This window comes from Aeromonas sp. MR19, assembly GCF_963899305.1.
Classification (GTDB): Bacteria; Pseudomonadota; Gammaproteobacteria; order Enterobacterales; family Aeromonadaceae; genus Aeromonas; species Aeromonas bestiarum.
In genome coordinates, this window is the sequence record NZ_CAWQWZ010000011.1 from 239,223 (window position 1) to 261,387 (window position 22,165).

Here is a 22,165-nt window from a genome sequence, read left to right on the forward strand (position 1 = left end):
CCGCCCTTTTCTTGCATCAAGGATTATTCACCCTTGGCAGCTTTGAACGCTTCAGCCATAGCATTGCTGAACACAACTTCTTCTTGTTGGTTCAGGCTATCGATAGCAACACGCTCGTCAGCCTCGTCCTTAGCACGGACAGACAGGCTTACGGTGCGGTTCTTACGATCAACGCCCATGAACTTGGCTTCAACTTCATCACCAACAGACAGTACCAGAGTCGCGTCTTCAACACGGTCACGAGCAGCGTCGGAGGCACGCAGGTAGCCTTCTACGCCGTCAGCCAGTTCGATCACGGCACCCTTGGCATCAACCTCGGTAACCTTACCCTTCACAATAGCACCTTTCTTGTTATCAGACAGGTACTTATTGAACGGGTCTTCTTCGATCTGCTTGACACCCAGGGAGATGCGCTCACGCTCCGGGTCCACTTGCAGAACAACGGCTTCGATCTCGTCGCCTTTCTTGAATTCACGAACTGCTTCTTCGCCCTGGTTGTTCCAGGAGATGTCAGACAGGTGAACCAGGCCGTCGATGCCGCCGTCCAGACCGATGAAGATACCAAAGTCAGTGATAGACTTGATTTTACCGGAAACACGGTCGCCCTTGGCGTGAGTTTCGGCAAACAGCTGCCACGGGTTGGATTTGCACTGCTTCAGACCCAGGGAGATACGACGACGTTCTTCGTCGATATCCAGAACCATCACGTCAACCACATCGCCAACGTTAACAACTTTGGACGGGTGGATGTTCTTGTTGGTCCAATCCATCTCGGATACGTGTACCAGGCCTTCAACGCCTTCTTCGATTTCAACGAAGCAGCCGTAGTCGGTCAGGTTGGTCACGCGGCCAGACAGACGGGTGGTCTCCGGGTAACGCTTGGCGATAGCAACCCAGGGATCTTCGCCCAGCTGCTTCAGACCCAGAGATACACGGGTACGCTCGCGGTCGAACTTCAGAACCTTGACTGCGATCTCGTCGCCAACGTTGACGATTTCGGAAGGATGCTTAACGCGCTTCCACGCCATGTCGGTGATGTGCAGCAGGCCGTCAACACCGCCCAGATCTACGAATGCACCGTAGTCGGTCAGGTTCTTGACGATACCCTTAACTTCTTGACCTTCTTGCAGGTTAGCCAGCAGGCTCTCGCGCTCGGAGGTGTTCTCGGTCTCGATCACGGCACGACGGGAAACAACAACGTTGTTGCGCTTCTGGTCCAGCTTGATGACTTTGAACTCGAGTTCTTTGTTTTCCAGGTGAGCGGTGTCACGGATCGGACGCACGTCAACCAGAGAACCCGGCAGGAAGGCACGGATGCCATTCAGTTCAACGGTGAAACCACCCTTGACCTTGCCGTTGATGATACCGATAACGGTAGCTTGCTCTTCGTAAGCTTTTTCAAGCTGCAGCCAGGCTTCGTGGCGCTTGGCTTTTTCACGGGACAGCTTGGTTTCGCCGAAACCATCTTCGATAGAGTCCAGAGCTACGTCAACAGTGTCACCCACACTGATTTCCAGCTCGCCCAGGGCGTTCTTGAATTCTTCAGCCGGGATGGCGGACTCAGATTTCAGACCGGCGTCAACCAGTACGAAACCGTTCTCGATAGCAACGACAGTACCCTTGACGATGGAACCTTGACGGGTTTCAACGGAGTTCAGGGACTCTTCAAAGAGTTGAGCAAAAGATTCGATCATTGTTTATGTCACAAATGAAACATCCACTTGCAATCCGGCACAAGCGGGGCTGTTTTAAATAATCTGCGCCATCCTTGGTGCAGACGACCGGATGTCAGCTTGCGCTGGCATCACCAAGTTGTTGCTCTGCATAGGCGAGTACCGTTGCCAGCACTTCATCTATGCTCATGGCGGTAGAATCCACCACGAGAGCATCTTCTGCCGGTTTAAGGGGCGCTACGGCGCGATTTCTGTCGCGATCGTCACGTTCCCGAATCTCGGTTAAAAGACGCTCAAAGTTAACATCAAAGCCCTTATCTTGCAACTGCTTATAGCGGCGCTGGGCGCGTTCTTCCGCACTGGCGTCGAGGAAAATCTTCACCTCGGCCTCCTGGAAAACCACGGTTCCCATGTCACGTCCATCGGCGATCAGACCCGGTGCCTGACGAAATGCACGCTGGCGGCGCAGCAGGGCTTCGCGTACCCGCGGGAAGGCGGCGATTTTGCTCGCGGCATTGCCCACCTCTTCGGTACGTATGGTACGGGAGACATCCTCCCCTTCCAGTACCACCTTGACCTGCTCGCTGTCCACCTGGAATTGCACATCCAGGTTGGCAGCCAGTGGGACCAATGCGGCTTCAGAATCGAGCTCTACATCGTGATGCAAGGCAGCCAGGGCCAACACCCGGTAGATGGCGCCGGAATCGAGCAGGTGCCAACCCAGTTTCTCAGCCAGCAACTGGCACAGGGTGCCTTTACCGGCACCACTCGGGCCATCGATTGTCATCACGGGGGCCATCTGAGGCATAACTTCTCTCCTGCACACTTGTTGCACACATCCCGGAAGGGATGGGGTAATGGGCGCCGATTATACCCAAATGTGCCGAGCCTGGCAGTCGTCAGGGCGCACATTTGCGCAGAAGCCGTCGCGATCGCGTGGTTTGCGTACAGCGACTCAAGTCATTAAACAGTGCAAGGTTTTGTTCTTATGGTTGTTCTGGACAAGGCGCGCTAAACTGGCCGCCCTTTTTAAGCAGCTGTAGTAAGGAGCAACCTATGAGCAGCGTTACCCTCGTGGCCAAATCCAAGTTGCCGACCCCCTGGGGCACCTTCACGCTGGTAGGCTTTCAGGAAACCGGTACCGGCAAGGATCATGCTGCGCTGGTGATGGGCGATGTCACGGGTGATGAGCCTGTGCTGGGCCGCATTCACTCTGAGTGCCTGACCGGAGACGCCCTGTTCAGCCTGCGCTGCGACTGCGGTTTTCAATTGCAGGCCGCCATGGAGAACATCGCCAAGGCCGGTCGTGGCGTCTTGCTGTACGTGCGCCAGGAAGGGCGCGGCATAGGCCTGCTCAACAAGATCCGGGCCTACCACCTGCAGGATCAGGGCGCCGATACCGTTGAGGCCAATGTGGCGCTGGGCTTTGCCGCCGACATGCGCGACTACACCATCTGCGCCGACATGCTCAAGGCGTTGCACGTCACCAGTTTGCGTTTGATGACCAACAACCCGCGCAAGATGAAGGCAATGGAGAGCTTTGGCATTCCGGTGGCGGAGCGGGTTCCCCTGCAGGAAGGGCGCAATCCCCACAACGAGTTTTATCTCTCGACCAAGGCGAGCAAGCTGGATCACCTGTTCAAGAAGTGATCCCGACTCGTCCACGCCGGCATGAAAAACGCCTCCCATCGGGAGGCGTTTTTGTTGGCAGACACTCAGACTGGCCGCGCTAGCGGATGGGCAGCTCGATATCGGCGAACATGGCATCCACATCGTCACTGGAGCGCAGCGCAATGGCGCGCTCCACCACATCCCGGGTCAGGTGCGGGGCGAAACGGGTCATGAAGTCATACATGTAGGTGCGCAGGAAGGAGCCCTTGCGAAATCCTATCTTGGTGGTGCTGTGGGCGAACAGGTGGCTGGCATCGAGCGCCACCAGATCGGTATCGACCTGGGGATCCAGCGCCATGGTCGCCATCACGCCGATCCCCACCCCCAATCGCACATAGGTCTTGATCACGTCGGCATCGGTGGCGGTGAAGACGATGTTGGGTTCGAACCCGGCCCGGTTGAAGGCGGTATCCAGCTCGGAGCGGCCGGTGAAGCCGAACACATAGGTCACCAGCGGGAAGCGGGCAATATCGGCAATGGAGAGCTTGCCAACCTGGGTCAGCGGGTGGCCCTTGGGCACGATCACGCTGCGATTCCAGTGGTAGCAAGGCAGCATGATGAGATCTTCGTACAGGTGCAGCGCCTCGGTGGCAATGGCAAAGTCGGCCTGGCCCTTGACCACGGCTTCGCTGATCTGGGTCGGGGTGCCCTGATGCATGTGCAGGGAGACCTTGGGAAAGCGCTTGATGAACCCCTTGATCACATCGGGCAACGCATAGCGGGCCTGGGTATGGGTGGTCGCGATATGCAGCGTGCCCTGCTCGGGATGAGTATGCTGGCTCGCCACCGCCTTGATGCTCTCCACCTTGCCCAGGATCTCGTTGGCTATCTTGATCACATCCCGTCCAGCCGGTGTGATCTGGGTCAGATGCTTGCCACTGCGCTCGAAAATCTGGATCCCCAGCTCATCTTCCAGCATGCGCACCTGCTTGCTGATCCCTGGCTGAGAGGTGTAGAGGCTCTCTGCCGTTGCCGACACGTTCAATCTGTGGTTGGCAACCTCAACGATATAACGCAACTGTTGGAGTTTCATGGTGTTAGGCTCTAAAGGCGACTTGAACTAATACTAACAAACTTTTGCCTGATAGCCTTTCCTTCTTGGCCATTTATGGCCGGGCCTGCGCCAGCAAAAAATCCCGCAAGGCACGGTTCGCCATGGAGAGCGGATCCCCCCGTCGCCACGCCACGCAGAGATCGAGGAAAATGGGCGGAGCAAACGGCACGCCGGTCAAGGCAGTCTCCTCGTCCAGCACCATCCGCAGGAAGGTGGTCACCGCAAACCCCTGCTTTACCACCGCCTTGAGCAGCGGGATGAGGTTGCTCTCGAAGGCGATATTGGGCTCACAGCCCAAGCCCTGCGCCAATGCTTCCATGTGCTCGCGGTGGTAGAAACCGCGCCGGAACATGGCCAGCTCCTGGCCGAAAAACTGGGTCAGGGAGACGGCCGGGGCCTGCCGTAGCGGGTGCTCCTCCCCCACCACCATCAACATCTCTTCACGCAGCAGTTGGGCCCCTTCCAGCGCTGGGGGCAGATCGCTGGTGATCAGGATGGCGAGATCCAGGGTGCCATCCATCATGCGGCTCAGCAGCTCACGCGAGCCCGCCTCCTCCACCCGGATCTTGAGGCCGGGATAGCGATGCTTGAAGGCCATCAGGATCGGTGGAAAATAGTAAGAGCCCATCATGTAGGGAATGCCGATACGCACCTCGCCACGCTCCAGCCCTTTCAGTTCGGCCATCTCGGCTTCCGCCTGGTGCATCTGTAACAACAGTCGCTCGGCATGACGGCAGAGTACCTCCCCCTCCGGGGTGAGCCGCACTGTGCGATCCTGCCGGTCAAACAGCCGCAACTCGAGCTGCTGCTCCAGCTTGGCGATGGCCATGCTGATGGCGGGCTGGGCAATATGGAGGCCATTGGCCGCTTTAGTGAAGGAACCGGCATCCCGCACCGCCAGCAAATAGGTGAGCTGTTTCAAATCCATATCAATTAATCTTATTAGTTGGATAACTTAAATATATTATATTTATGCACTGCGGCGCACTACTCTGCACAAAAGCCGTCAGGACAACCGCATATGATCGAAGTAGGCAGCCGCGAATGGATACGCGCCACCCTGGCCCTGAGCCTGGGTTCCTTCCTGGTGTTTCTCAATCTCTACCAGACCCACCCCCTGCTGCCACTGCTGGCGGATGTCTTCTCCGTCAGCTCGCTGGCGGCAGGCTGGACACTGGCTGGCTGCACCGCAGGTCTGGCCGCCTCGCTGCTGCTCTGCGCCCGCCTCGCGGACAGGTTCGGTCGGCGACGGATCATGCTGTGGAGCCTGGCCGGCGCCATACTGCTCTCCCTGCTCATCGGCCTGGTGAACCAATTTGAATCGCTGTTGCTGCTGAGGATACTGCAAGGGGTGTTGCTGGCCGGGCTGCCCGCCACCGCCATCGCCTACATGGGAGAAGAGTTCAGCAAGCGCGCCCTGCTCTCCGCCGTCGGAGTCTACATCGCCGCCAACTCGCTAGGCGGGATCGCAGGCCGGGTGGTCGGCGGCTTGCTGGCTGGCTGGTTTGGCGACTGGCAGCACACCTTTCTCGGCATAGGCCTGATAAGCCTTGCCCTGCTGCCACTCGTCATCTGGCTGCTGCCGGCCCAGACCCGTTTCGTGCCCGTCATCGCCGAGCCGGGCCAGTTCCGGCAGGCCATCAGCAGCCACCTCGGCAACCCGCTGCTGGTCGGTGCCTATCTCATCGGTGGACTCAACTTCATGGTGTTTTTGAACCAGTACAGCTACCTCACCTTCCTGCTGGCCAAGGCCCCTTTCTCCCTGCCCACCCAGTGGCTCGGCATGCTGTTCCTGACCTATCTGTCGGGTACGGTCGCCTCCTCCCTGAGTGGTCGCTGCGCCCACCGCTGGGGGGCACAGCGCCTGCTGCTGGCGGGGATCTCGCTGATGGCGCTGGGCAGTGCGCTGCTGTTGTATGGCTCACTAGCGGCCATATTGACGGGGCTGCTCATCTCGAGCTTCGGGTTCTTTCTCGCCCACGCCTGTGCCAGTGCCTGGGTCGGTCAGCACGTGGAACACAACCGGGCGCTCGCCTCGTCACTCTATCTGGTGGGGTATTATTTGGGGGCCAGTCTGGGAGGCCTCTACCTGCACCCCTTCTGGGAGCAGGGTGGCTTGGGGGGATTGGTGCTCGGCATCGAGCTGGTGCTGGTGATCACCGCGGGCTTGAGCCTCTGGCTCGGTCACTTGAAGGGGCGTAACACCCGCCCCCTCTCCTTACGCCATCGTAGTCACGGGTAGCGGCCCCCACGCCTACACAGCATCATCATCAAGGGGCACCCGTGCCCGCGCTCGCATCAATCAGAGGTTGTCGTAATAATCGGCGGGCACAGGCACCACGGCGCCAGTGTGCAGCTCTTCCTCGATCACCTCGGCCAAAGAGCGCAGGTGAAACTTGATCTGGCCCGATGTCAGCATCAAGCCCACGTCAGGGTTGCAGAGATCATCCATGTTGCCAGTCTTGAACGGCACATCGGGATGCGCGGCCACCAGCGCCGGTAGTGACGGCACCACCAGCTCTATGTGCTCCAGCCCCGCCTGATGGCTGCGACCCGGTTTGGGCGCCGCCAGTTCGATGCAGGGCACGCTGACGTCGCCACAGCACACGGGATGATGCAGCTGGTAGGTGGCAATGGGACGCCCCCCTATCATGCCTTCCACCAGCAGGGCACCGTGCGCCACCAGGGTCTGTTGCAGGGCCTGATATTCGACCAGCGTGGCCGCACGGTAACAGAGGTGGTCAACGTCGATGGCATCGACATGGACGGCCCGTTGCGCCAGTTCAGCCAGCAGCTGGCAAACAAATGGGGCCATGGGCCCCAGTGTGGTATCGAGTGGGTGGGACATGATCACCATTTCTTCTTGGGTTGGAACAGGACGTCCAGCTCGTCCGCCTCTTTATCCTTGATGTTCTGCAGCTCCTTCTCGCTGTGCTGCTGCAGGTGGGCATCCAGTCCGGCCAGCCCCTGGCGCATGTCTTCTTCACGGGCCATCAGATAGGGATCCTTGTCAGACACCCCGGCCAATGCGGAGAGTCCCTTGGTATAGAGCTGACGACAGGTACCGTATTGCCCCTGGATCTGGGCATCCATGGCCCGCTTGACCAGATTGGAGATGTTGATCTTGAGCTGCATCAGCTCGAGCCGACGCTCCTCCTGGGCAAAACCGTGGGGATCTATCTTGCCCTTGTTGTGCTCGACCCGCAGCACGGCCCGCATCTTCTTGACCAGTTGCAGCATCTGAATGGCCTGACGGTCGGATTCGGGCGTCTTGAAGTGCCCCTCATCCTGGCTGCTGTAATTCTCCTGCACATTCTTGATCTGGGTCTGCACATCAGCGATGCGCTGCTTGATCTGGCCATTGGGCATCACCAGAGCGATCGCCCGGTACGCATCCAGAATACGGTGTTGCAGCAACAGCACTATGTTCTTGGAGAAGGGCACCAAGTTGACATTCAGCAGCACCTCTTCGGTTTCATCCGCCACTGCCTTATGACGAGCGATGGCATGGCGCTTGTCGGCCTCTGCCTTCTGCTTATATTGCTGCATCACGTTATAGGCGATCACCAGAAACAGGAGTGCGCCAATAGACAGCAATACCAAGGTTAAAATCATAGGATGTTCAAACTCCTGTCCCAATCCAATTGCGTGATCCTACAACAGCTTACCCACTTAAGGTAGTCCGCACCGCCGCGCTTACCCACGATTTATTGCGCTTTGGAGCCACAAATTGGCAGCGGAGATCAGGATCACGCAGCGATGGCAACACTGCCATTACCTCATAGTATCGCCCATCGGGCCCATTACTTGAGGTTGAACCCTTTCGATTGCAGGAATTCCTGCATGAAGGGGCGCGCCTCCTTGCCGAGGATGCCCCGGATCTGGCTGCTCCAGGTCTGCTGCTTGTTATTGCTGCTGCGAGCCTGATAGTAGGCCTCGATCTGCTGATCGTATTGCGCCAGCAAGGGGCGGTCCAGCTCGGCCTGGTAGTGGTTTTCGTGCACCACCAGCGCCCGGGGCAAGCGGGGTTTCTGCTCGGGGGCCTGCGCCGGATGGCCCAGACAGAGCCCAAACAGGGGGATCACCTGATGAGGCAGCCCCAGCGCCTCGCTCACGGCGACCGGATTGTTGCGAATACCGCCTATGTAGACGCCACCCAATCCCAGCGATTGGGCGGCCAGCAGGGCATTCTGGGCCATCAGGGCGCCATCGATGGCCCCGATCAGCAACTGCTCGACAAAACCTGTCTGGGCATCCGGCACGATTTGGCCGTGGCGATGATAATCGGCGCAGAACATCAGAAACTCGGCCGCCTCGGCCACATAGGCCTGATGCCCCGCCAGCTCGGCGAGCCGGGCACGCAGGGCCATGTCGGTCACCCGTATGATGCTGTTCGCCTGCAGGAAACTGGAGCTGGAGGCAGACTGGGCCGCACTCAGGATCTGGTCGAGCTGGCTCGCCGTGATGGGCTCCGGGGTAAATTGACGAATGGATCTATGGGCGAGAATAAGGTCTATGGTCGGGTTCATGATGCCTCCAGGAAGAAGCCCACACTCTACCCAAAAAAACGGAGGGGCCCAAGGCCCCTCGTAGCTGACGATGACGGATGCACTTCCTTGGCCCTATCCTGCCAGCGGATAGTCGCCCGCCTTGCAGCACACCAGAAAAGCGCTGGCCTCCACCTGCTCCACCGTCATCGGCTTGCTGAACAAAAAGCCCTGGAACACGTGACAACCCTGGGCACGCAGCGCGGCGAGCTCATGCTCATCCTCCACCCCTTCGGCCATGATGCCAAGCCCCAGGCTGGTCGCCATGGCGACGGTGGCGCGGATCACCGGCAGGTTCAGCCCCACCACGAACGAGCGATCCAGCTTGATGGTGTCGATCGGCAGTCGGTTCAGGTAGGCCAGCGACGAATAGCCGGTACCAAAATCGTCGATGGCGATCTTGATCCCCTGCTCGCTCAGGGCATCGAGGATCTCGATGCAGCCTTTCATGTCCAGCATAAGGACTGTCTCGGTCAGCTCCAGAGTCAGCAGGCTGGCATCCACGCCATACGCCTTGAGCTGCTGGGCCACCAGCTCCGGCAAGGAGGAGGAGAGCTGAAACCCGGACAGATTGACCGAAACCGGCACCCGCACCCGCCACTGCTGCTGCCAATGGGCCATCTGGGCCAAGGCCGTCGAGAGCACCCAGCTGCCGATCTCCCGGATCAGCCCCATCTCCTCGGCCAGCGGAATGAACTCCACCGGCGAGACATGGCCGAGCACAGGGTTGTGCCAGCGCAGCAGGGCCTCGTAACCGAGCAACTTGCCCTTTGCCACATCCACCTGGGGCTGGTAGCAGAGACTCAGTTCCTGCCGACCTATGGCCTTGGCCAGAAACTGCTTCAGGGTCAGCTTGCGGTGCAGGGTCTGCTGCATGCTGGGGGTGAAACGCTGCCAGCGTAGGCGCCCCATCTGCTTTGCCTGATACATGGCCATGTCGGCGCGGGTGATCAGGTTGTCGCCGTCATCCGCATCGTCCGGGTAGATGGCGATACCTATGCTGCCGCCTATGGTCACCTCGGGCACCCCGCTCAACTGCAGCGGCTTGGTCATCTGGGAGAGCATGAGATCGGCCACTTCCTGCGCCCGATCGCTGGAGTGCGTCAGCGGCACCAGGGCGGTGAACTCGTCTCCGCCGAGGCGCGCCAGCTCCACATCTCGCGGACAAACCTGCTTGAGCCGACCGGCCACCCGCTCCAGCAGCCGATCCCCGGCCTTGTGGCCATAGTTGTCGTTGACCAGCTTGAAGTTGTCCAGATCCATGAACACCAGCGCGAAACGCCCACCCAGACCGCAATATGCCTCGAGGGATTTCATCAGGCCGTAGCGGTTGAGCAACCCGGTCAGCGAGTCGTGCCAGGCTAGATGGCGGTGTTCCAGCTCCTCCAGCTTGCGGTCCGTGATGTCGCGCATGGTGAGCAGGATCTGCGCCCCCTGCTGGATATGACGGAACTGGTACTGGAACCAGCGCATCCCCTTGAGCGTCCGGCACTCCCCCTCGGCCACCACTTCGTCGAGTCGGGAGAGCTTCTGGTAGAAGGCTTCGTCGTTGCCGGAAAACACCTGGGAGAGCTGGCTGACCTGGCCACCGAAACACATGTCGAAATGGTGGTTGCCACTCTCCAGCCGCCCCTGATTGTCAAACAGGCAGGCCAGGGTGTCGCCAGTGGCGAGGGAGGACTCCTGATAGAGGGTATCGGCATCGATCACCGCCTCCGTCATCATCATCAGGCGGCCAGCCAGCTGAATGCCGGACAGCCGCAGGTAGATCTGCTTCTTGACGCCCTTGGGCGAGAGAGTCCACCACTCGCTGTAGCTGCGCCCCTGCTGAAAATCACCGAGATAGCGTTGCAGCAACAAGTCGATGGCATCGGCCATGTCGGCCGAGAAGTCGCGCGATTGCAGTTCGGCAAGCGAGCTGGCTTCCCACACCCCCAATGCGGTGCGGTTGGCCCAGTAGATATGATGGTGGCGGATGTCATAAACCCAGATCGGGGTATGCAGCACATCCATCCCGTTCAATAACCGTTCGTCTAGCGTATTCATCTAATATGGTGATTCATGATGTGTGATCACAGGGAAACCCTGCAACAAGACGCCCTATCGGGACGCCCGGTGCTGGTACAAAATCGGATCCAGCCCATAATCTGGAAATAAGCATGCGCACAAGGGCTGACTTCATATGAAAACGCTACATGTGAAACCCATGGTCAGGAAAAACGGACTCACCTTGATATTGTTGGGCATCATAGTAACCATTACTATGATTTTTATACTTTTTTTATTCCGTGAACAACCACTAATCCCCTTCGTCTCCGGCCTGTTGGCGGGTCTGATGATGATATTTATCGGCTCATTGAAGCTGGTTGAACCCCATTTCAGCCTCTCGCTCTGTCACGATTGTTTGCAATATCACCATAAATACGGCGGTTGGATCCTGAAATGGAGAAATATTCAACGTATTGACCAACCACGCATTCATCTGGGCTGGGATCTGGTCGCCCTGCCCTACATAGGTTTGAAGATAAAAGATTACGACGATTTTTTGACATTGATCACACCCAGATTGGCCGTGCGCCTGCTGACCGAACAGCGGGCAGTGCTGTTGCAAGCCCTGCGCAGTGAACGACAAGATTGTGCCAGCGGCGGCTGCGGTGATGCCTTTCAGGGGGAGGGATTGCTGGAAGAGAGCCACTTTCGCTCCCCGTCTGGTCAGCGCTACGAGGGGGTGATCGCCATGCTGGCCAATCGCATGACCCGCTTGCGTGACCTGCTCGGTTACGATCTGCTGGTGCCGGACAACAGCCTGGACCGGGATCCGGCCGAATTTGTCCGCCTGTTGCACCAATACCAGCGGGAGTCGAATCTAATCCAGATCAATTAAACGCCGGATTGCACTTGCCAAGGCGGGCGGCTCTTTTTAAGGTCACTCCCTTGTTACACCCAGAACACCGCTTATGAAGTACATCGAAGAGTTCTATCTGTTCGTCAAGGTGGTGCAAGAGGGAGGCTTCTCCCACGCGGCTGCCGCACTGGGCATGCCTACCGGCACCATCAGTCGACGTATTTCTCAGCTGGAAGAGCAGCTCGGCTGCTCCTTGCTACACAGATCCACCCGCAAACTCCGCCTCACCGACGACGGGCTCAGATATTACGAGCGTCTGTGCACCCCGCTGGCCGAGATTGAGCAGGCCACGGGTGAAATCCAGGGCCGGGAAGCCGACATCAACGGGGTGATCCGCCTCGCCGCGCCTATCGCGCTCTCCAACACCATACTGGTCGACATGCTGGCGGATTTTGGCCTGCACTACCCGGCGGTGCGGTTTGACATCGCCCAGACCAACGACCATCAACACCTGCTCGACAACGATCGGGATCTGGTGTTTTTCAACGGTGAACTGCCGCAATCCATGACCAATGCCCAGTGCCTCGGTCACATCGAATACGGCCTGTTCGCCTCCAGACTCTATCTGGAAAAGATGGGCACACCGGCGCACCCGGCCCAGCTGGAGGAGCACTCCCTGATCTACTGCTGGCCCCATCAGCACTGGCAACTGACCGGCCGGGACGAGCAGACGGTGCAGATCAAGCGCGCCGCCAAGCTCACCGTCAACCAGACCCAGGCGGCTGTCAGGGCCGCCAGACGGCATCTGGGAATAGTCAACGCACCGCGCCACTACGTGCACCCCTTCCTGCAGGATGAGCAACTGGTCGCCGTGCTGCCGGACTGGAAAACCGGCAATCGCCCCTTCTATATGTTGCGCTGCCAGCCTCAGTTCGCCCCGCTGCGTGTTAAGATGTTCGCTGAATTCGTTGAAAAATACTCAGCGCGCTACCGGAACCATCAATGGGACAACCAATTTTCACCGGCAACCAGTTTGTCCCATTGCATCTGACCGTCAGCGGGCCACACTTATAGCAATCCTCGTTGACCAGGCCAGCCTAACACTATGAATGTATTGATATGTGATGACTCAGGATTCGCTCGTAAGCAGCTGGCCCGCGCCCTTCCTTCCGACTGGGATGTGACGCTGCATTACGCCGCAAACGGGCTCGAAGGGGTGGAACAGGTGCTGATGGGGCATGGCGATCTGATCTTTCTGGATCTGACCATGCCGGAAATGGACGGCTACGGGGTGTTGGAGACACTGCAACAGGAAGGGCTGCGCAACAAGGTGTTCGTCGTCTCTGGCGACATCCAGCCCGAGGCGCATCAAAGGGTCATGAGCCTGGGCGCCCTCGATTTCATCAAGAAACCCGCCGCCCCCGAGACCCTGAGCGCCCTGCTCAGACAACACGGTTTGTGGCAACCCAATGGCGTCGCCGCTGCGCCTGCCTTGCTCGAGGGCCTGGCGGCAGGTGAACCTGATGCCGATGTCGGCGTCAAGATCACCCCCGAGATCCGCGACGTTTACCAGGAGCTTGCCAACGTCTCCATGGGCCAGGCTGCCGACCTGCTTGCCCGTCTGCTCAACGCCTTCGTGGTGCTGCCCATCCCAAATGTCAACGTACTGGAAGTCTCCGAGTTGCACATGGCCCTCTCGGCCGCCGCCGATTCGGATACCCTCTCCGCCGTCTGTCAGGGCTTCATCGGGGCGGGGATCGCCGGCGAAGCGCTGATCCTGTTTCACGACTCCAGCTTCAAGGATCTGGCCCGGCTGATGAACCATCAGGGCGCGCTGGATCGCAATGCCGAGCTGGAACTCTTGATGGACACGGCCAACGTGCTGATCGGCGCCTTCCTGCGCGGTTACGCCAGCCAGCTCGATACCCCCTTCAGCCAAGGTCACCCTGTGGTGCTCGGCCAGCACAGGCCCATCAAGGATCTCATCAACACCAACAAGAGCCGCTGGCGCCGCACCCTGGCCATCGAGATCAACTACCGGGTCCAGGATTACGCGGTGCAGTGTGACCTGCTGCTGCTGTTTACCGAAGATTCCATCGCCACCATGAACAACAAAATCATGCACATGCTCTAAGGAGTGACCATGGAAATTCGTGAATTTCATTGGCTGATGAACATAGTCCAGAACCTGGACGTGGGGCTGGTGGTGCTCGACAAGGAGTACAGGGTGCAGGTGTGGAACGGCTTCATGGAGAGCCACAGCGGCCGGCTGGCCGGTGAGGTGCGCGATGGCGTGCTGTTCGATCTCTTCCCCGACGTTGACAAGGCCTGGTTCGAACGCAAGGCCAACATGGTGTTCAAGCTCAACAATCGCGCCTTCAGCACCTGGGAGCAGAAACCCTATCTGCTGCGTTTCTCCAACTATCGCCCCATCACGGGCTCGGCCCCCCACATGTTCCAAAATCTGACCCTGGTGCCGCTGGCCGATTTTGGCGGTCAGGTGACCCATATCGCCGTGATGATCTACGATGCCACCGACGAGGCCATGCTGATGACAGGCCAGCGACAGGCGTAACGAACAACATCATTCACAAATGAAACAGGGCGCCGCGGCGCCCTGTGTTGTTTCTGTAGTGAGCAACCCGTATCAATGCGCTCCTAGGTACTCGGTAAAGGCGTCGATCACCTCTTCGATATCATCATCATGGATCTGCAGATGAGTCACCAGCCGCAACTCGCCATAACCGGAGAAGAGGATCCCCCGCTCCTTCATGAAGGCCAGCAAGGGTGCACTCTCGCCACTCGTCAGTTGCAGGAACACCATGTTGGTCTGCACCTGCGCCAGATCCAGCCTGATGCCGGGCAGCGCCGCCAGCCCTTCGGCCAGCCGTCTGGCACGGCGGTGATCGTCTGCGAGGCGTACCACATGCTGCTGCAGGGCAAACAGGCCGGCCTGGGCCAGGATCCCCGCCTGACGCATGCCACCACCCAGCATCTTGCGCAGCCTTCTGGCACGGGCGATGAAGGCATGGGAACCCACCAGCAGCGATCCCACCGGCGCCCCCAGCCCCTTGGAGAGGCAGATGGAGACACTGTCAAACGGCGCGACCAGCTCGCACACCGTATGGCCACTCGCCACCACGGCGTTGAACAGACGCGCGCCGTCTAGGTGCAACTGCAAGCCATGCTCGTCGACAAACTCGCGCATCTCGCGCAGATAAGGCAAGGGCAGCACCTTGCCGTTATGGGTGTTTTCGAGGCAGACGAGGCGGGTCTGGGCAAAATGGGCATCGTCAGGGGCGATGGCCGCCCGCACATCCGCCAGTGCCAGCGAGCCATCGGCCTGCATGGGCACGGGTTGCAGGGCCACAGACCCCAGCACGGCAGAACCCTGCGCCTCGTAGCGATAGATGTGGGCTGCCGAGCCCAGCACGGCCCCTTCCCCTCGCTGGCAATGGCTCATCACCGCCAGCAGGTTGGACATGGTGCCGGACGGCACGAACAGCGCGGCCTCCTTGCCAAGCAGGTCGGCGCCATAGGCTTCCAGCGCATTGACGCCCGGATCCTCCCCATAGACATCGTCCCCGACCTCGGCATGCAGCATGCTCTGGCGCATGGCATCCGTGGGCTGGGTGACCGTATCACTTCGTAAATCGATGTAGCGCATGACATCCCTCCTGGTGCAGGAGGACGACGTTAGCCAGCCCGGGCGGGCTTGGCAAGCAGGGAGTCGCCGGAATGTGAACCCGGTGACGGCTTACCAGGGTAGCGGCTGCCCCTGCAGATCCACAAAGGCGCCGGATTGCACCATCGACAAACCGGCGATCAGATCCAGCAAACGGGGGGCGACCCAGGCCGGATCCTGCAGGCTGTCGGGAACCAGCTCATGGAGAAAGGGCTGGTTCATGGGGGTATTCATGGGACCCGGGTGCACAGTGATCACCCCGGCGCCGGGGAAGCGGTCCCGCCATTCGAGCGCCAGCGTCCTGGCCCCCATGTTGAGGGCCGCCTTGCTCATCCGGTAGCTGTAGCGGCTGCCCGTCTCATTGGCGGTCAGGCTGCCGGCCAGATCGGAGAGAGAGCAGAGCCACAAGCTGGCATCCGGGGCCATGCGGCGGCTCAGGCAGGCGCCGATGGCCAGATGTGGCCAGGCATTGGCCAGCAGGCTGTCGCACAGCCACTTGGGATTGACCTCCTCCACCCGCCGCTCCGGCATGAAGTTGATGTCGTGCAGCAAGCCTATGGTGTTGATCACCACGTTCGGCAGGGTGGTCGTGTCATAGAGGGTGAACAGTGCATCGAAGGAGAGTGGATCCACCTCCTGCAACGGGAAGTAGCAGGCCGGATCCAGCCCTTTTGGCAGTTGCCTGCCCGCCAGCACCAGCTCCTCGCCCCGGTCCGACAGCTCCCTGGCCAGCGCCGTGCCCAATCCACCACTGCCCAAGATCAGATAGCCCATCACCCTCTCCCCGGATCTGCCGTCTGTTTAGAGGTTATCAGAATAATAACCGGCTGCCGCCAAGAGTTGGCCGGCTATGCCCATCCGGGTTCATGCCTCATTGAGGTGCTTGCCAAATTCGCGCGCCAGCGCCAGATCCAGGAAGCCGTCGGCCTTCTTGTGGCTGCGCAGGAACTGGTAGTAGGCGAGCAGGGTGACCAGTTGCCTTTCATCAGGCAGGGATGGCGCCGGCTGCAGCTCCTGCAGCAGGGCGCCTGCGGCGGCCAGCGCCTCCCGATCCACCACTTCTGCCTGTCGGTAAAGATAACCACAGCCGGTAGCAAGCCACTCCAGCGAGCAGTTGGCCCCCATGGCGATCTGGTTTGCCTTGCCAAGGCCGGGCTCGGCCCCCTTCAAATATTTGCGGATCAGGGCTTCGCTCAAGCCGACTTTACGCGCAAACGCACTGATGCTGCCCGCCCCGATCAGACTCCGCAACCGCTCGGCAAATCCTTCCATATATATCCCGTCAGAACCAAAGTTCGAGTGAACAAAAGCCGCATTATTGCCTTGCCAGGCAGAAGAGACCAAGATGCTGACAGCATTAATTTCCCAAGGAGTCACTCATGTCTGTATCTCGCGTCGCCCTGCACGATCAGGGCCCGACCTTCTCCCGCCTCATCATGGGCTACTGGCGTCTGATGGAGTGGCAACTTTCCCCGGCCGCGCTGCTCGACCTGATGAAGTACCACCTGGATCTGGGAGTGACCACCCTGGATCACGCCGACATCTACGGCGGTTACCAGTGCGAGGAGGCGTTCGGCAAGGCCCTGCGCCTCGAGCCTTCCCTGCGCGAGCGGATGGAGATCGTCAGCAAGTGTGGCATCGCCCTCACCGCCAGGCCGGAACATGCCCTCAACCACTACAACACCGGCAAGACCCATATCGTCGCCAGCGCCGAGGCCTCCTTGCAAAAGCTCGGCACCGACCATCTTGATCTGCTGCTGATCCACCGTCCGGATCCCCTGATGGATGCCGACGAGGTGGCCGATGCCTTCATCACCCTCAGGCAGGCAGGCAAGATCAAGCACGCCGGGGTATCCAACTTCACCCCTCGCCAGTTCGAGCTGCTGCAGTCGCGCCTGCCCTTCCCGCTGGTCACCAACCAGCTGGAGATCTCGCCGCTGAACCAGAGCACCACCCTGGATGGCACCCTGGATCAATGCCAGCAACTGCGCATCAAACCCATGGCCTGGTCCTGCCTCGGTGGCGGACGCCTGTTCAACGGCCAGGAGTATGCGCCGCTGCGCGCCGAGCTCGAGCAGATCCGCCATGAAGTGGGCGCTCAGCACATAGAGCAGCTGGTCTACGCCTGGGTGATGATGCTGCCAAGCCAGCCGTTGCCGCTGATAGGATCAGGCAAGCGGGAGCGGATCGCCGCCGCCGTGGCCGCCGAGTCCATTGTGCTCACTCGCCAGCAGTGGTTCCGCATTCGCAAGGCGGCGCTCGGGTATGACGTGCCCTGACCCTGAGTGACAGCGGCATGGCGCCGCACCAACAAAAACGGCATGGGAGATACCCATGCCGTTTTGCATTATCGAGGCAACTCAACGATGACGCTGGGGGCGACCACGTGGTGCATCTGTCTTCGGTTTGGCTTGGTTGACTGTGATAGTGCGGCCACCGATTTCGGTGCCATGCAAACCGGCGATGGCCTTCTCGGCATCGCCATTGACAGGCATTTCAATAAAGCCAAACCCCTTGGACTGACCGGTATCGCGATCGATGATGATATCGACCTTTTCTACCTGCCCAAATTGGCTGAACACGGTTGTCAGTTCGTCGGCCGTCATCCGGTACGACAGATTACCTACGTAAATCTTCATGCCATCCACTCTCGATTCAAGGTGCCTTCTCTATCCAATCACCAACACAGAAGTAAGGGCACAACCTCCATGCCGGACCTGCCAGGGCATCATGCCGAGGCACTCCCCGTCCTGTTCACTCAAGTCATTGATCTCTTGGGCGAACAGAACAGGCAAGATCAATTCGAGTCACTGGCAGTATCTGAGCTTTGAGGTGGATTGTCGAGAAAATAGTCAGCTCAAATGGGGAGCAGCGCCCTGAGTATCTCCTTGAGTGCACGGCGACCGTGCCAGGCCCGTTTAAAGCCGAAGCGATAAATGCCGGGCGCGACCTCGTGGGTTCCCTCACGGCCTAGCCCCATCAGTTTGGTCGCCGCCGCAAGCTGCTCGCCATCGAGCCTGAGATCCAGGCTGAACTCCAGCCACTGGCCGTCGTGGCCCACCTTGCGATCCCGCTCTATGCCAACCAGGGCCGCTCTTGGCAGTGCCAGCGCCCTGTCATCGCTGCCATTGAGCAGATAGAGGCGCTCATCGTCCCAGGCGAGCTCGGCCAGTCGCCAGCGCTGCCAGTTGCGAGGCAGCACCATCATCAGCAGCACTATGCCGCCAAACACCAGACCCACCCAGGGCAGCAGCCCCATCGTCGGATAACCCAAGCCGATTGCGGCCAGCACGGTTACCAGACTCGCCAGCAGCAAGACCCCCATCACAAGATAAAAACGTCGGGCGGGAGGCATCAGGCAACAGAGCCCCGCCTTCTCCACCAGCTCACTCACCTTCATCTCCTTCTCCTCATGCTCTCATGCGCTCACCTGGCTGTGGCGCGCATTGTGCGGGAGCCGGACGCCAAGATGCAACCCGACCGGCAAGTCGGATGACGACCTTGCCAGACTCTTGATATGATTGGGGCTATCTGAGCCCACCTCTTAGCGTGATTGTCGGGAGTCTCATGCTTGCTACCACCCTGCTCTTCATGGCCAGTGCCCTGCATACCGGGACCAGCCGCCCGATCGATCCCGAAGCCATTGGCGGCTATTCGGCCGGCTGCCTCAAAAATGGCATGGCCCTGCCGCTGACCGGGCCCGGCTATCAGGTGATCCGCAGCAAACGACTGCGCTACTACGGTCACCCCGACCTTATTCACTACCTCACTACCCTGGCAAACCAGACCCGGATGGCTGGCATGCCGGATCTCTATATCGCCGATCTGGCCATGGCCCACGGCGGCCCCTTCAGCTCGGGCCATCGCAGCCACCAGACCGGGCTCGATGCCGACATCTGGTTTCGGATGGCCAACCAGCCCATCAGCAAATGGGAGCAGGATGCCCCCAGGGAGTGGGCGCTCATCGACGAGTCCAGTTACCGGGTCTTGCCGGGACGCTTCGGTCCCCAGCAACTGGAACTGCTGCGCCTCGCGGCCAGCAAGCCCGAGGTGGCCCGCATCTTTATCAACCCTGTGCTCAAGGGCGAGGTGTGCAAACGGGCCGCTGACGAACCCTGGGTCGCCAAGCTGCGTCCCTGGGTCGGCCACTTCAGCCACTTCCATGTGCGCCTGCGCTGTCCGGCTGGCAGTCCGGATTGCCAGCCCCAGGCCCCGATCCCGCCCGGCAATGGCTGCGGCGCCGAGCTGGCCTCCTGGCTCAAGGACAAGCCGCAATTGCCCAAGGTCTCGATGGCGTACAGCAAACCCAGGCTGCCCGCCCGTTGTGGCAGTTGACCACAAGCTGTTATGGTGCACCTATATCCGCTAAAAATTTCAATGGAGAACAACAAGATGGCCACTTCACTCTGGCGCAGGACAACGCAGAGCCTGTTGACCCTGACCCTGCTGCTGGGACTGACGGGTTGCGGCATGAACAACATTCCGACCCTGGATGAACAGGTCAAGGCGAGCTGGGGCCAGGTCGAGAACCAGTACCAGCGCCGGGCCGATCTCATTCCCAATCTGGTGGCCACCGTCAAGGGCTATGCCAGCCATGAGCAGGAGACCCTGAAAGCTGTCACCGACGCCCGTGCCCGGGTCGGCAGCGTGCAGGTGAGCGATCCCGCCCAGCTCAAGGAGTTTGAAGCGGCCCAGAACCAGCTCTCCAGCGCCCTCTCCCGACTGATGGTAGTGGTCGAACGCTATCCGGACCTGAAGGCGGATCAGCAGTTCCTCACCCTTCAGGCCCAGCTGGAAGGCACCGAGAACCGTATCTCTGTGGCCCGCCGCGACTACATAGAGGCGGTGCGCCAGTTCAATACCGAGATCCGCACCTTCCCCGGCGTCATCTGGTCCAAGTTGCTCTATTCGGATCTGGAGGCCAAACCTAGCTTCAGTGCCAAGCCAGGTGCCGATGAGGCGCCCAAGGTCAGCTTCCAATGAGTAGGCTTGTTCGCTGGCTGTTGCCCTGTCTGCTGCTGTGGACGGCGGCGCTGCAAGCCGCCCCCACCTTTCCGGCCCTCAGCGGCCGGGTGGTGGACGAGGCGAACCTGATGTCCCGCAAGCAGGCCCATCAGCTGACCCAGCAACTGGCCGCGTTTGAAAAGCGCAGCGGCATCCAGCTGGTGGTGGTCTCCATCGACACGCTGGGTGGCGACACCATAGAGGAGTACGGCTACCAGCTCGGCCGCCACTGGGGCATAGGTCAGAAGGGCAAGAACAACGGCGTCCTGCTGTTGATCGCCCAGGATGAACGCAAGGTGCGCATCGAGGTGGGTTATGGGCTGGAAGGTGCCCTGCCCGACGCCATTGCGGCCAACATCATCCAGACCCGGATCCTGCCCGCCTTCAAGCGTGGCGACATGGTCGCCGGCGTGGTCGCCGGCAGCCGGAGCATCATGCAAGCGCTGGCGGGTGAGTATACGCCGGTGGACACCGACAAACAGGAGGGCAAACTGGGCGGCCCCTGGCTGTTCATCCTGATGGTGATTGTGATGCTAGTGCTGCACAACCTGCGCGGCGGTGGCGGAGGGGGCGGCAGCGGTGGCCGACGCCGCGCGGCCTTGCTGACCGGAGGCTTCGGGGCCGGCAGCTTCGGTGGCCGTGGCGGCAGCGGGGGCGGTTTCAGCGGGGGCGGCGGCAGTTTTGGCGGCGGCGGAGCCTCCGGTGGTTGGTAACAGGAATACAGGAATGAAGAGACGACACCATGATTTCTAAACAGTTCTTCCACACGCTGCAGGCCAAGGTTCGCGAGGCTGAGCTGGAAACGGATGCTGAACTGGTCACAGTGCTGGCGCCAGCCAGCGACGGCTATCGTTATATTCCCACCCTGTGGGCAGCGCTGATTGCCATGCTCACGCCCCTGCTGGTCTTCGAGCTCGGCTTCTGGCTCGGCTGGTACGAGATCCTGCTGGCACAGTGGTCGGTCTGGCTGCTGCTGAGCCTGTTGTTCCACTGGACCCCCATCAAGATGTACCTGATCCCGAAGAAGGTACGCCGGCACAGGGCGGCGCTGATGGCTCGCCTGCAGTTTGTCGAACAGGGTCTGCACCGCACCCGGGACCGGCTGGGGGTGCTGATCTTTGTCTCGGTGGCCGAGCACTATGTGGAGATACTGGTGGACGACGGCATAGCCCAGCACATCGACAATGCCCAGTGGCAGGCGATCATCGACGACTTCACCCAACGGGTGCGCAACCGGGAAGTGGAGCAGGGATTCATCGAGTGCGTGGAGCGCACCAGCGCCATCCTGACCGATGCCTTCCCGGCAACCCGGGATCAGAATGAGCTGCCCGACAGCCTGATCATCCTGGACAAGCCCTGATCGGGTTTAAAAAACCGGCATTCTGTTCAAGGGATAGGCATCCGATAAAGATTATGAAAAATAAGGGGAAAAGTGGTTGACCCCGGCAGCCCTTTCCCCTAAATTACGCCCCGTTCCAGCGCAACGGCGCAGTGAACAAGGTGTTGGCTGAGCACCCTAAACAACAGACCAAAATTTGGTGAGGTGTCCGAGTGGCTGAAGGAGCACGCCTGGAAAGTGTGTATACGGCAACGTATCGAGGGTTCGAATCCCTCCCTCACCGCCAAATTGCAAAGCCCGACCCACTGGTCGGGCTTTTTGCTTTCTGGCCTGCGCCATCGGCTCTC

The 22,165-nt window shown here is 60.0% G+C and carries 24 protein-coding genes and 1 tRNA gene; 12 read left to right on the plus strand and 13 right to left on the minus strand.

Features of this window, described 5'->3' with window-relative positions:
- Positions 1–23: 23 nt before the first annotated feature.
- Positions 24–1,694 carry a 30S ribosomal protein S1 gene (rpsA, locus tag AACQ95_RS06845; RefSeq protein WP_042034339.1) on the minus strand — a complete coding sequence of 557 codons (1,671 nt, stop codon included), beginning with the start codon at positions 1,692–1,694 and terminating at the stop codon, positions 24–26.
- Between the two features lie 94 nt (positions 1,695–1,788).
- Positions 1,789–2,481: a (d)CMP kinase gene (cmk, locus tag AACQ95_RS06850; RefSeq protein ID WP_241278155.1), complete on the minus strand. Its 693-nt coding sequence runs from the start codon at positions 2,479–2,481 to the stop codon at positions 1,789–1,791.
- Between the two features lie 248 nt (positions 2,482–2,729).
- Between cmk and ribA the strand changes: the two genes are divergently transcribed.
- The gene (gene ribA, locus AACQ95_RS06855; RefSeq protein WP_043555348.1) at positions 2,730–3,323 is read left to right on the plus strand and encodes a GTP cyclohydrolase II; all 594 of its coding nucleotides are present in this window, start codon (positions 2,730–2,732) and stop codon (positions 3,321–3,323) included.
- 79 nt (positions 3,324–3,402) lie between these two features.
- Here the strand turns inward: ribA and cysB are convergent, their stop codons facing one another.
- Together cysB and AACQ95_RS06865 are read right to left on the minus strand one after the other, a co-directional pair.
- Complete coding sequence (gene cysB / locus AACQ95_RS06860) at positions 3,403–4,377, minus strand: HTH-type transcriptional regulator CysB (protein ID WP_043136635.1); 975 nt, start codon at positions 4,375–4,377, stop codon at positions 3,403–3,405.
- Between the two features lie 73 nt (positions 4,378–4,450).
- Positions 4,451–5,326 carry a LysR family transcriptional regulator gene (locus AACQ95_RS06865; RefSeq protein ID WP_241278156.1) on the minus strand — a complete coding sequence of 292 codons (876 nt, stop codon included), beginning with the start codon at positions 5,324–5,326 and terminating at the stop codon, positions 4,451–4,453.
- 93 nt (positions 5,327–5,419) lie between these two features.
- Between AACQ95_RS06865 and AACQ95_RS06870 the strand changes: the two genes are divergently transcribed.
- Positions 5,420–6,640 (plus strand): MFS transporter, encoded by a 1,221-nt coding sequence (locus AACQ95_RS06870; RefSeq protein WP_241278157.1) that lies wholly within the window; start codon positions 5,420–5,422, stop codon positions 6,638–6,640.
- A 60-nt stretch (positions 6,641–6,700) separates the two neighbouring features.
- On the opposite strand, the gene AACQ95_RS06875 is transcribed toward AACQ95_RS06870, so the two are convergent.
- The 4 genes from AACQ95_RS06875 to AACQ95_RS06890 all read right to left on the minus strand — a co-directional run bounded on the left by AACQ95_RS06875 (position 6,701) and on the right by AACQ95_RS06890 (position 10,958).
- The gene (locus AACQ95_RS06875; RefSeq protein ID WP_241278158.1) at positions 6,701–7,255 is read right to left on the minus strand and encodes a VOC family protein; all 555 of its coding nucleotides are present in this window, start codon (positions 7,253–7,255) and stop codon (positions 6,701–6,703) included.
- Entirely contained in the window at positions 7,249–8,013 is a 765-nt protein-coding gene (locus AACQ95_RS06880) for a hypothetical protein (protein WP_043136644.1), read from the minus strand. The genes AACQ95_RS06875 and AACQ95_RS06880 overlap by 7 nt, the downstream gene beginning before the upstream one ends.
- Positions 8,014–8,201: 188 nt before the next feature.
- On the minus strand, positions 8,202–8,927 hold the full coding sequence (gene nfsA, locus AACQ95_RS06885) for an oxygen-insensitive NADPH nitroreductase (protein ID WP_043555340.1): 726 nt from the start codon (positions 8,925–8,927) through the stop codon (positions 8,202–8,204).
- A 93-nt stretch (positions 8,928–9,020) separates the two neighbouring features.
- Entirely contained in the window at positions 9,021–10,958 is a 1,938-nt protein-coding gene (locus AACQ95_RS06890; RefSeq protein ID WP_043136650.1) for a putative bifunctional diguanylate cyclase/phosphodiesterase, read from the minus strand.
- Between the two features lie 169 nt (positions 10,959–11,127).
- Here AACQ95_RS06890 and AACQ95_RS06895 point away from each other — a divergent pair, with 169 nt between their 5' ends.
- The 4 genes from AACQ95_RS06895 to AACQ95_RS06910 all read left to right on the plus strand — a co-directional run bounded on the left by AACQ95_RS06895 (position 11,128) and on the right by AACQ95_RS06910 (position 14,365).
- Positions 11,128–11,829, plus strand: coding sequence for a DUF2982 domain-containing protein (locus AACQ95_RS06895; protein WP_043555338.1), 702 nt, complete (start codon positions 11,128–11,130; stop codon positions 11,827–11,829).
- A gap of 73 nt (positions 11,830–11,902) precedes the next feature.
- A complete protein-coding gene (locus tag AACQ95_RS06900) occupies positions 11,903–12,841 on the plus strand; it encodes a LysR family transcriptional regulator (protein ID WP_043136656.1) in 939 nt (312 codons plus the stop codon).
- Between the two features lie 54 nt (positions 12,842–12,895).
- Positions 12,896–13,924 (plus strand): response regulator, encoded by a 1,029-nt coding sequence (locus AACQ95_RS06905; RefSeq protein ID WP_043555334.1) that lies wholly within the window; start codon positions 12,896–12,898, stop codon positions 13,922–13,924.
- A gap of 9 nt (positions 13,925–13,933) precedes the next feature.
- Entirely contained in the window at positions 13,934–14,365 is a 432-nt protein-coding gene (locus tag AACQ95_RS06910; RefSeq protein WP_241278159.1) for a PAS domain-containing protein, read from the plus strand.
- Between the two features lie 72 nt (positions 14,366–14,437).
- Here AACQ95_RS06910 and ltaE read toward each other — a convergent pair whose 3' ends face one another.
- The 3 genes from ltaE to AACQ95_RS06925 form a co-directional block, all read right to left on the minus strand.
- Positions 14,438–15,457, minus strand: a complete 1,020-nt coding sequence (gene ltaE / locus AACQ95_RS06915) for a low-specificity L-threonine aldolase (RefSeq protein ID WP_241278160.1) — start codon at positions 15,455–15,457, stop codon at positions 14,438–14,440.
- A 90-nt stretch (positions 15,458–15,547) separates the two neighbouring features.
- On the minus strand, positions 15,548–16,249 hold the full coding sequence (locus AACQ95_RS06920; RefSeq protein ID WP_241278161.1) for a short-chain dehydrogenase: 702 nt from the start codon (positions 16,247–16,249) through the stop codon (positions 15,548–15,550).
- A gap of 90 nt (positions 16,250–16,339) precedes the next feature.
- Positions 16,340–16,747, minus strand: coding sequence for a helix-turn-helix domain-containing protein (locus AACQ95_RS06925; protein WP_043136665.1), 408 nt, complete (start codon positions 16,745–16,747; stop codon positions 16,340–16,342).
- Positions 16,748–16,854: 107 nt separating this feature from the next.
- Between AACQ95_RS06925 and AACQ95_RS06930 the strand changes: the two genes are divergently transcribed.
- Positions 16,855–17,754, plus strand: a complete 900-nt coding sequence (locus AACQ95_RS06930) for an aldo/keto reductase (protein ID WP_241278162.1) — start codon at positions 16,855–16,857, stop codon at positions 17,752–17,754.
- An 81-nt stretch (positions 17,755–17,835) separates the two neighbouring features.
- On the opposite strand, the gene AACQ95_RS06935 is transcribed toward AACQ95_RS06930, so the two are convergent.
- Both AACQ95_RS06935 and AACQ95_RS06940 read right to left on the minus strand, forming a co-directional pair.
- A complete protein-coding gene (locus tag AACQ95_RS06935; RefSeq protein ID WP_080741091.1) occupies positions 17,836–18,114 on the minus strand; it encodes an RNA recognition motif domain-containing protein in 279 nt (92 codons plus the stop codon).
- A gap of 218 nt (positions 18,115–18,332) precedes the next feature.
- Positions 18,333–18,875, minus strand: a complete 543-nt coding sequence (locus AACQ95_RS06940) for a hypothetical protein (RefSeq protein WP_241278163.1) — start codon at positions 18,873–18,875, stop codon at positions 18,333–18,335.
- 167 nt (positions 18,876–19,042) lie between these two features.
- Between AACQ95_RS06940 and mepA the strand changes: the two genes are divergently transcribed.
- From mepA to AACQ95_RS06965, 5 genes are all read left to right on the plus strand, one after another.
- The gene (gene mepA, locus AACQ95_RS06945; RefSeq protein WP_241278164.1) at positions 19,043–19,810 is read left to right on the plus strand and encodes a penicillin-insensitive murein endopeptidase; all 768 of its coding nucleotides are present in this window, start codon (positions 19,043–19,045) and stop codon (positions 19,808–19,810) included.
- Between the two features lie 42 nt (positions 19,811–19,852).
- Positions 19,853–20,458 (plus strand): LemA family protein, encoded by a 606-nt coding sequence (locus AACQ95_RS06950; protein WP_172955367.1) that lies wholly within the window; start codon positions 19,853–19,855, stop codon positions 20,456–20,458.
- Positions 20,455–21,192: a TPM domain-containing protein gene (locus AACQ95_RS06955; RefSeq protein ID WP_043136681.1), complete on the plus strand. Its 738-nt coding sequence runs from the start codon at positions 20,455–20,457 to the stop codon at positions 21,190–21,192. The genes AACQ95_RS06950 and AACQ95_RS06955 overlap by 4 nt, the downstream gene beginning before the upstream one ends.
- A gap of 29 nt (positions 21,193–21,221) precedes the next feature.
- Positions 21,222–21,839 (plus strand): TPM domain-containing protein, encoded by a 618-nt coding sequence (locus AACQ95_RS06960; protein ID WP_098984343.1) that lies wholly within the window; start codon positions 21,222–21,224, stop codon positions 21,837–21,839.
- Positions 21,840–22,016: 177 nt separating this feature from the next.
- Positions 22,017–22,104 (plus strand) — tRNA-Ser (locus tag AACQ95_RS06965).
- Positions 22,105–22,165: the final 61 nt, after the last annotated feature.

Excerpts from the sequence above, each read along its gene's own strand:
- rpsA (WP_042034339.1), bottom strand. The coding sequence starts at position 1,694 with ATGATCGAATCTTTTGCTCAACTCTTTGAAGAGTCCCTGAACTCCGTT.
- cmk (WP_241278155.1), bottom strand. The coding sequence starts at position 2,481 with ATGCCTCAGATGGCCCCCGTGATGACAATCGATGGCCCGAGTGGTGCC.
- ribA (WP_043555348.1), top strand. The coding sequence starts at position 2,730 with ATGAGCAGCGTTACCCTCGTGGCCAAATCCAAGTTGCCGACCCCCTGG.
- cysB (WP_043136635.1), bottom strand. The coding sequence starts at position 4,377 with ATGAAACTCCAACAGTTGCGTTATATCGTTGAGGTTGCCAACCACAGA.
- AACQ95_RS06865 (WP_241278156.1), bottom strand. The coding sequence starts at position 5,326 with ATGGATTTGAAACAGCTCACCTATTTGCTGGCGGTGCGGGATGCCGGT.
- AACQ95_RS06870 (WP_241278157.1), top strand. The coding sequence starts at position 5,420 with ATGATCGAAGTAGGCAGCCGCGAATGGATACGCGCCACCCTGGCCCTG.
- AACQ95_RS06875 (WP_241278158.1), bottom strand. The coding sequence starts at position 7,255 with ATGGTGATCATGTCCCACCCACTCGATACCACACTGGGGCCCATGGCC.
- AACQ95_RS06880 (WP_043136644.1), bottom strand. The coding sequence starts at position 8,013 with ATGATTTTAACCTTGGTATTGCTGTCTATTGGCGCACTCCTGTTTCTG.
- nfsA (WP_043555340.1), bottom strand. The coding sequence starts at position 8,927 with ATGAACCCGACCATAGACCTTATTCTCGCCCATAGATCCATTCGTCAA.
- AACQ95_RS06890 (WP_043136650.1), bottom strand. The coding sequence starts at position 10,958 with ATGGATGTGCTGCATACCCCGATCTGGGTTTATGACATCCGCCACCAT.
- AACQ95_RS06895 (WP_043555338.1), top strand. The coding sequence starts at position 11,128 with ATGAAAACGCTACATGTGAAACCCATGGTCAGGAAAAACGGACTCACC.
- AACQ95_RS06900 (WP_043136656.1), top strand. The coding sequence starts at position 11,903 with ATGAAGTACATCGAAGAGTTCTATCTGTTCGTCAAGGTGGTGCAAGAG.
- AACQ95_RS06905 (WP_043555334.1), top strand. The coding sequence starts at position 12,896 with ATGAATGTATTGATATGTGATGACTCAGGATTCGCTCGTAAGCAGCTG.
- AACQ95_RS06910 (WP_241278159.1), top strand. The coding sequence starts at position 13,934 with ATGGAAATTCGTGAATTTCATTGGCTGATGAACATAGTCCAGAACCTG.
- ltaE (WP_241278160.1), bottom strand. The coding sequence starts at position 15,457 with ATGCGCTACATCGATTTACGAAGTGATACGGTCACCCAGCCCACGGAT.
- AACQ95_RS06920 (WP_241278161.1), bottom strand. The coding sequence starts at position 16,249 with ATGGGCTATCTGATCTTGGGCAGTGGTGGATTGGGCACGGCGCTGGCC.
- AACQ95_RS06925 (WP_043136665.1), bottom strand. The coding sequence starts at position 16,747 with ATGGAAGGATTTGCCGAGCGGTTGCGGAGTCTGATCGGGGCGGGCAGC.
- AACQ95_RS06930 (WP_241278162.1), top strand. The coding sequence starts at position 16,855 with ATGTCTGTATCTCGCGTCGCCCTGCACGATCAGGGCCCGACCTTCTCC.
- AACQ95_RS06935 (WP_080741091.1), bottom strand. The coding sequence starts at position 18,114 with ATGAAGATTTACGTAGGTAATCTGTCGTACCGGATGACGGCCGACGAA.
- AACQ95_RS06940 (WP_241278163.1), bottom strand. The coding sequence starts at position 18,875 with ATGAAGGTGAGTGAGCTGGTGGAGAAGGCGGGGCTCTGTTGCCTGATG.
- mepA (WP_241278164.1), top strand. The coding sequence starts at position 19,043 with ATGCTTGCTACCACCCTGCTCTTCATGGCCAGTGCCCTGCATACCGGG.
- AACQ95_RS06950 (WP_172955367.1), top strand. The coding sequence starts at position 19,853 with ATGGAGAACAACAAGATGGCCACTTCACTCTGGCGCAGGACAACGCAG.
- AACQ95_RS06955 (WP_043136681.1), top strand. The coding sequence starts at position 20,455 with ATGAGTAGGCTTGTTCGCTGGCTGTTGCCCTGTCTGCTGCTGTGGACG.
- AACQ95_RS06960 (WP_098984343.1), top strand. The coding sequence starts at position 21,222 with ATGATTTCTAAACAGTTCTTCCACACGCTGCAGGCCAAGGTTCGCGAG.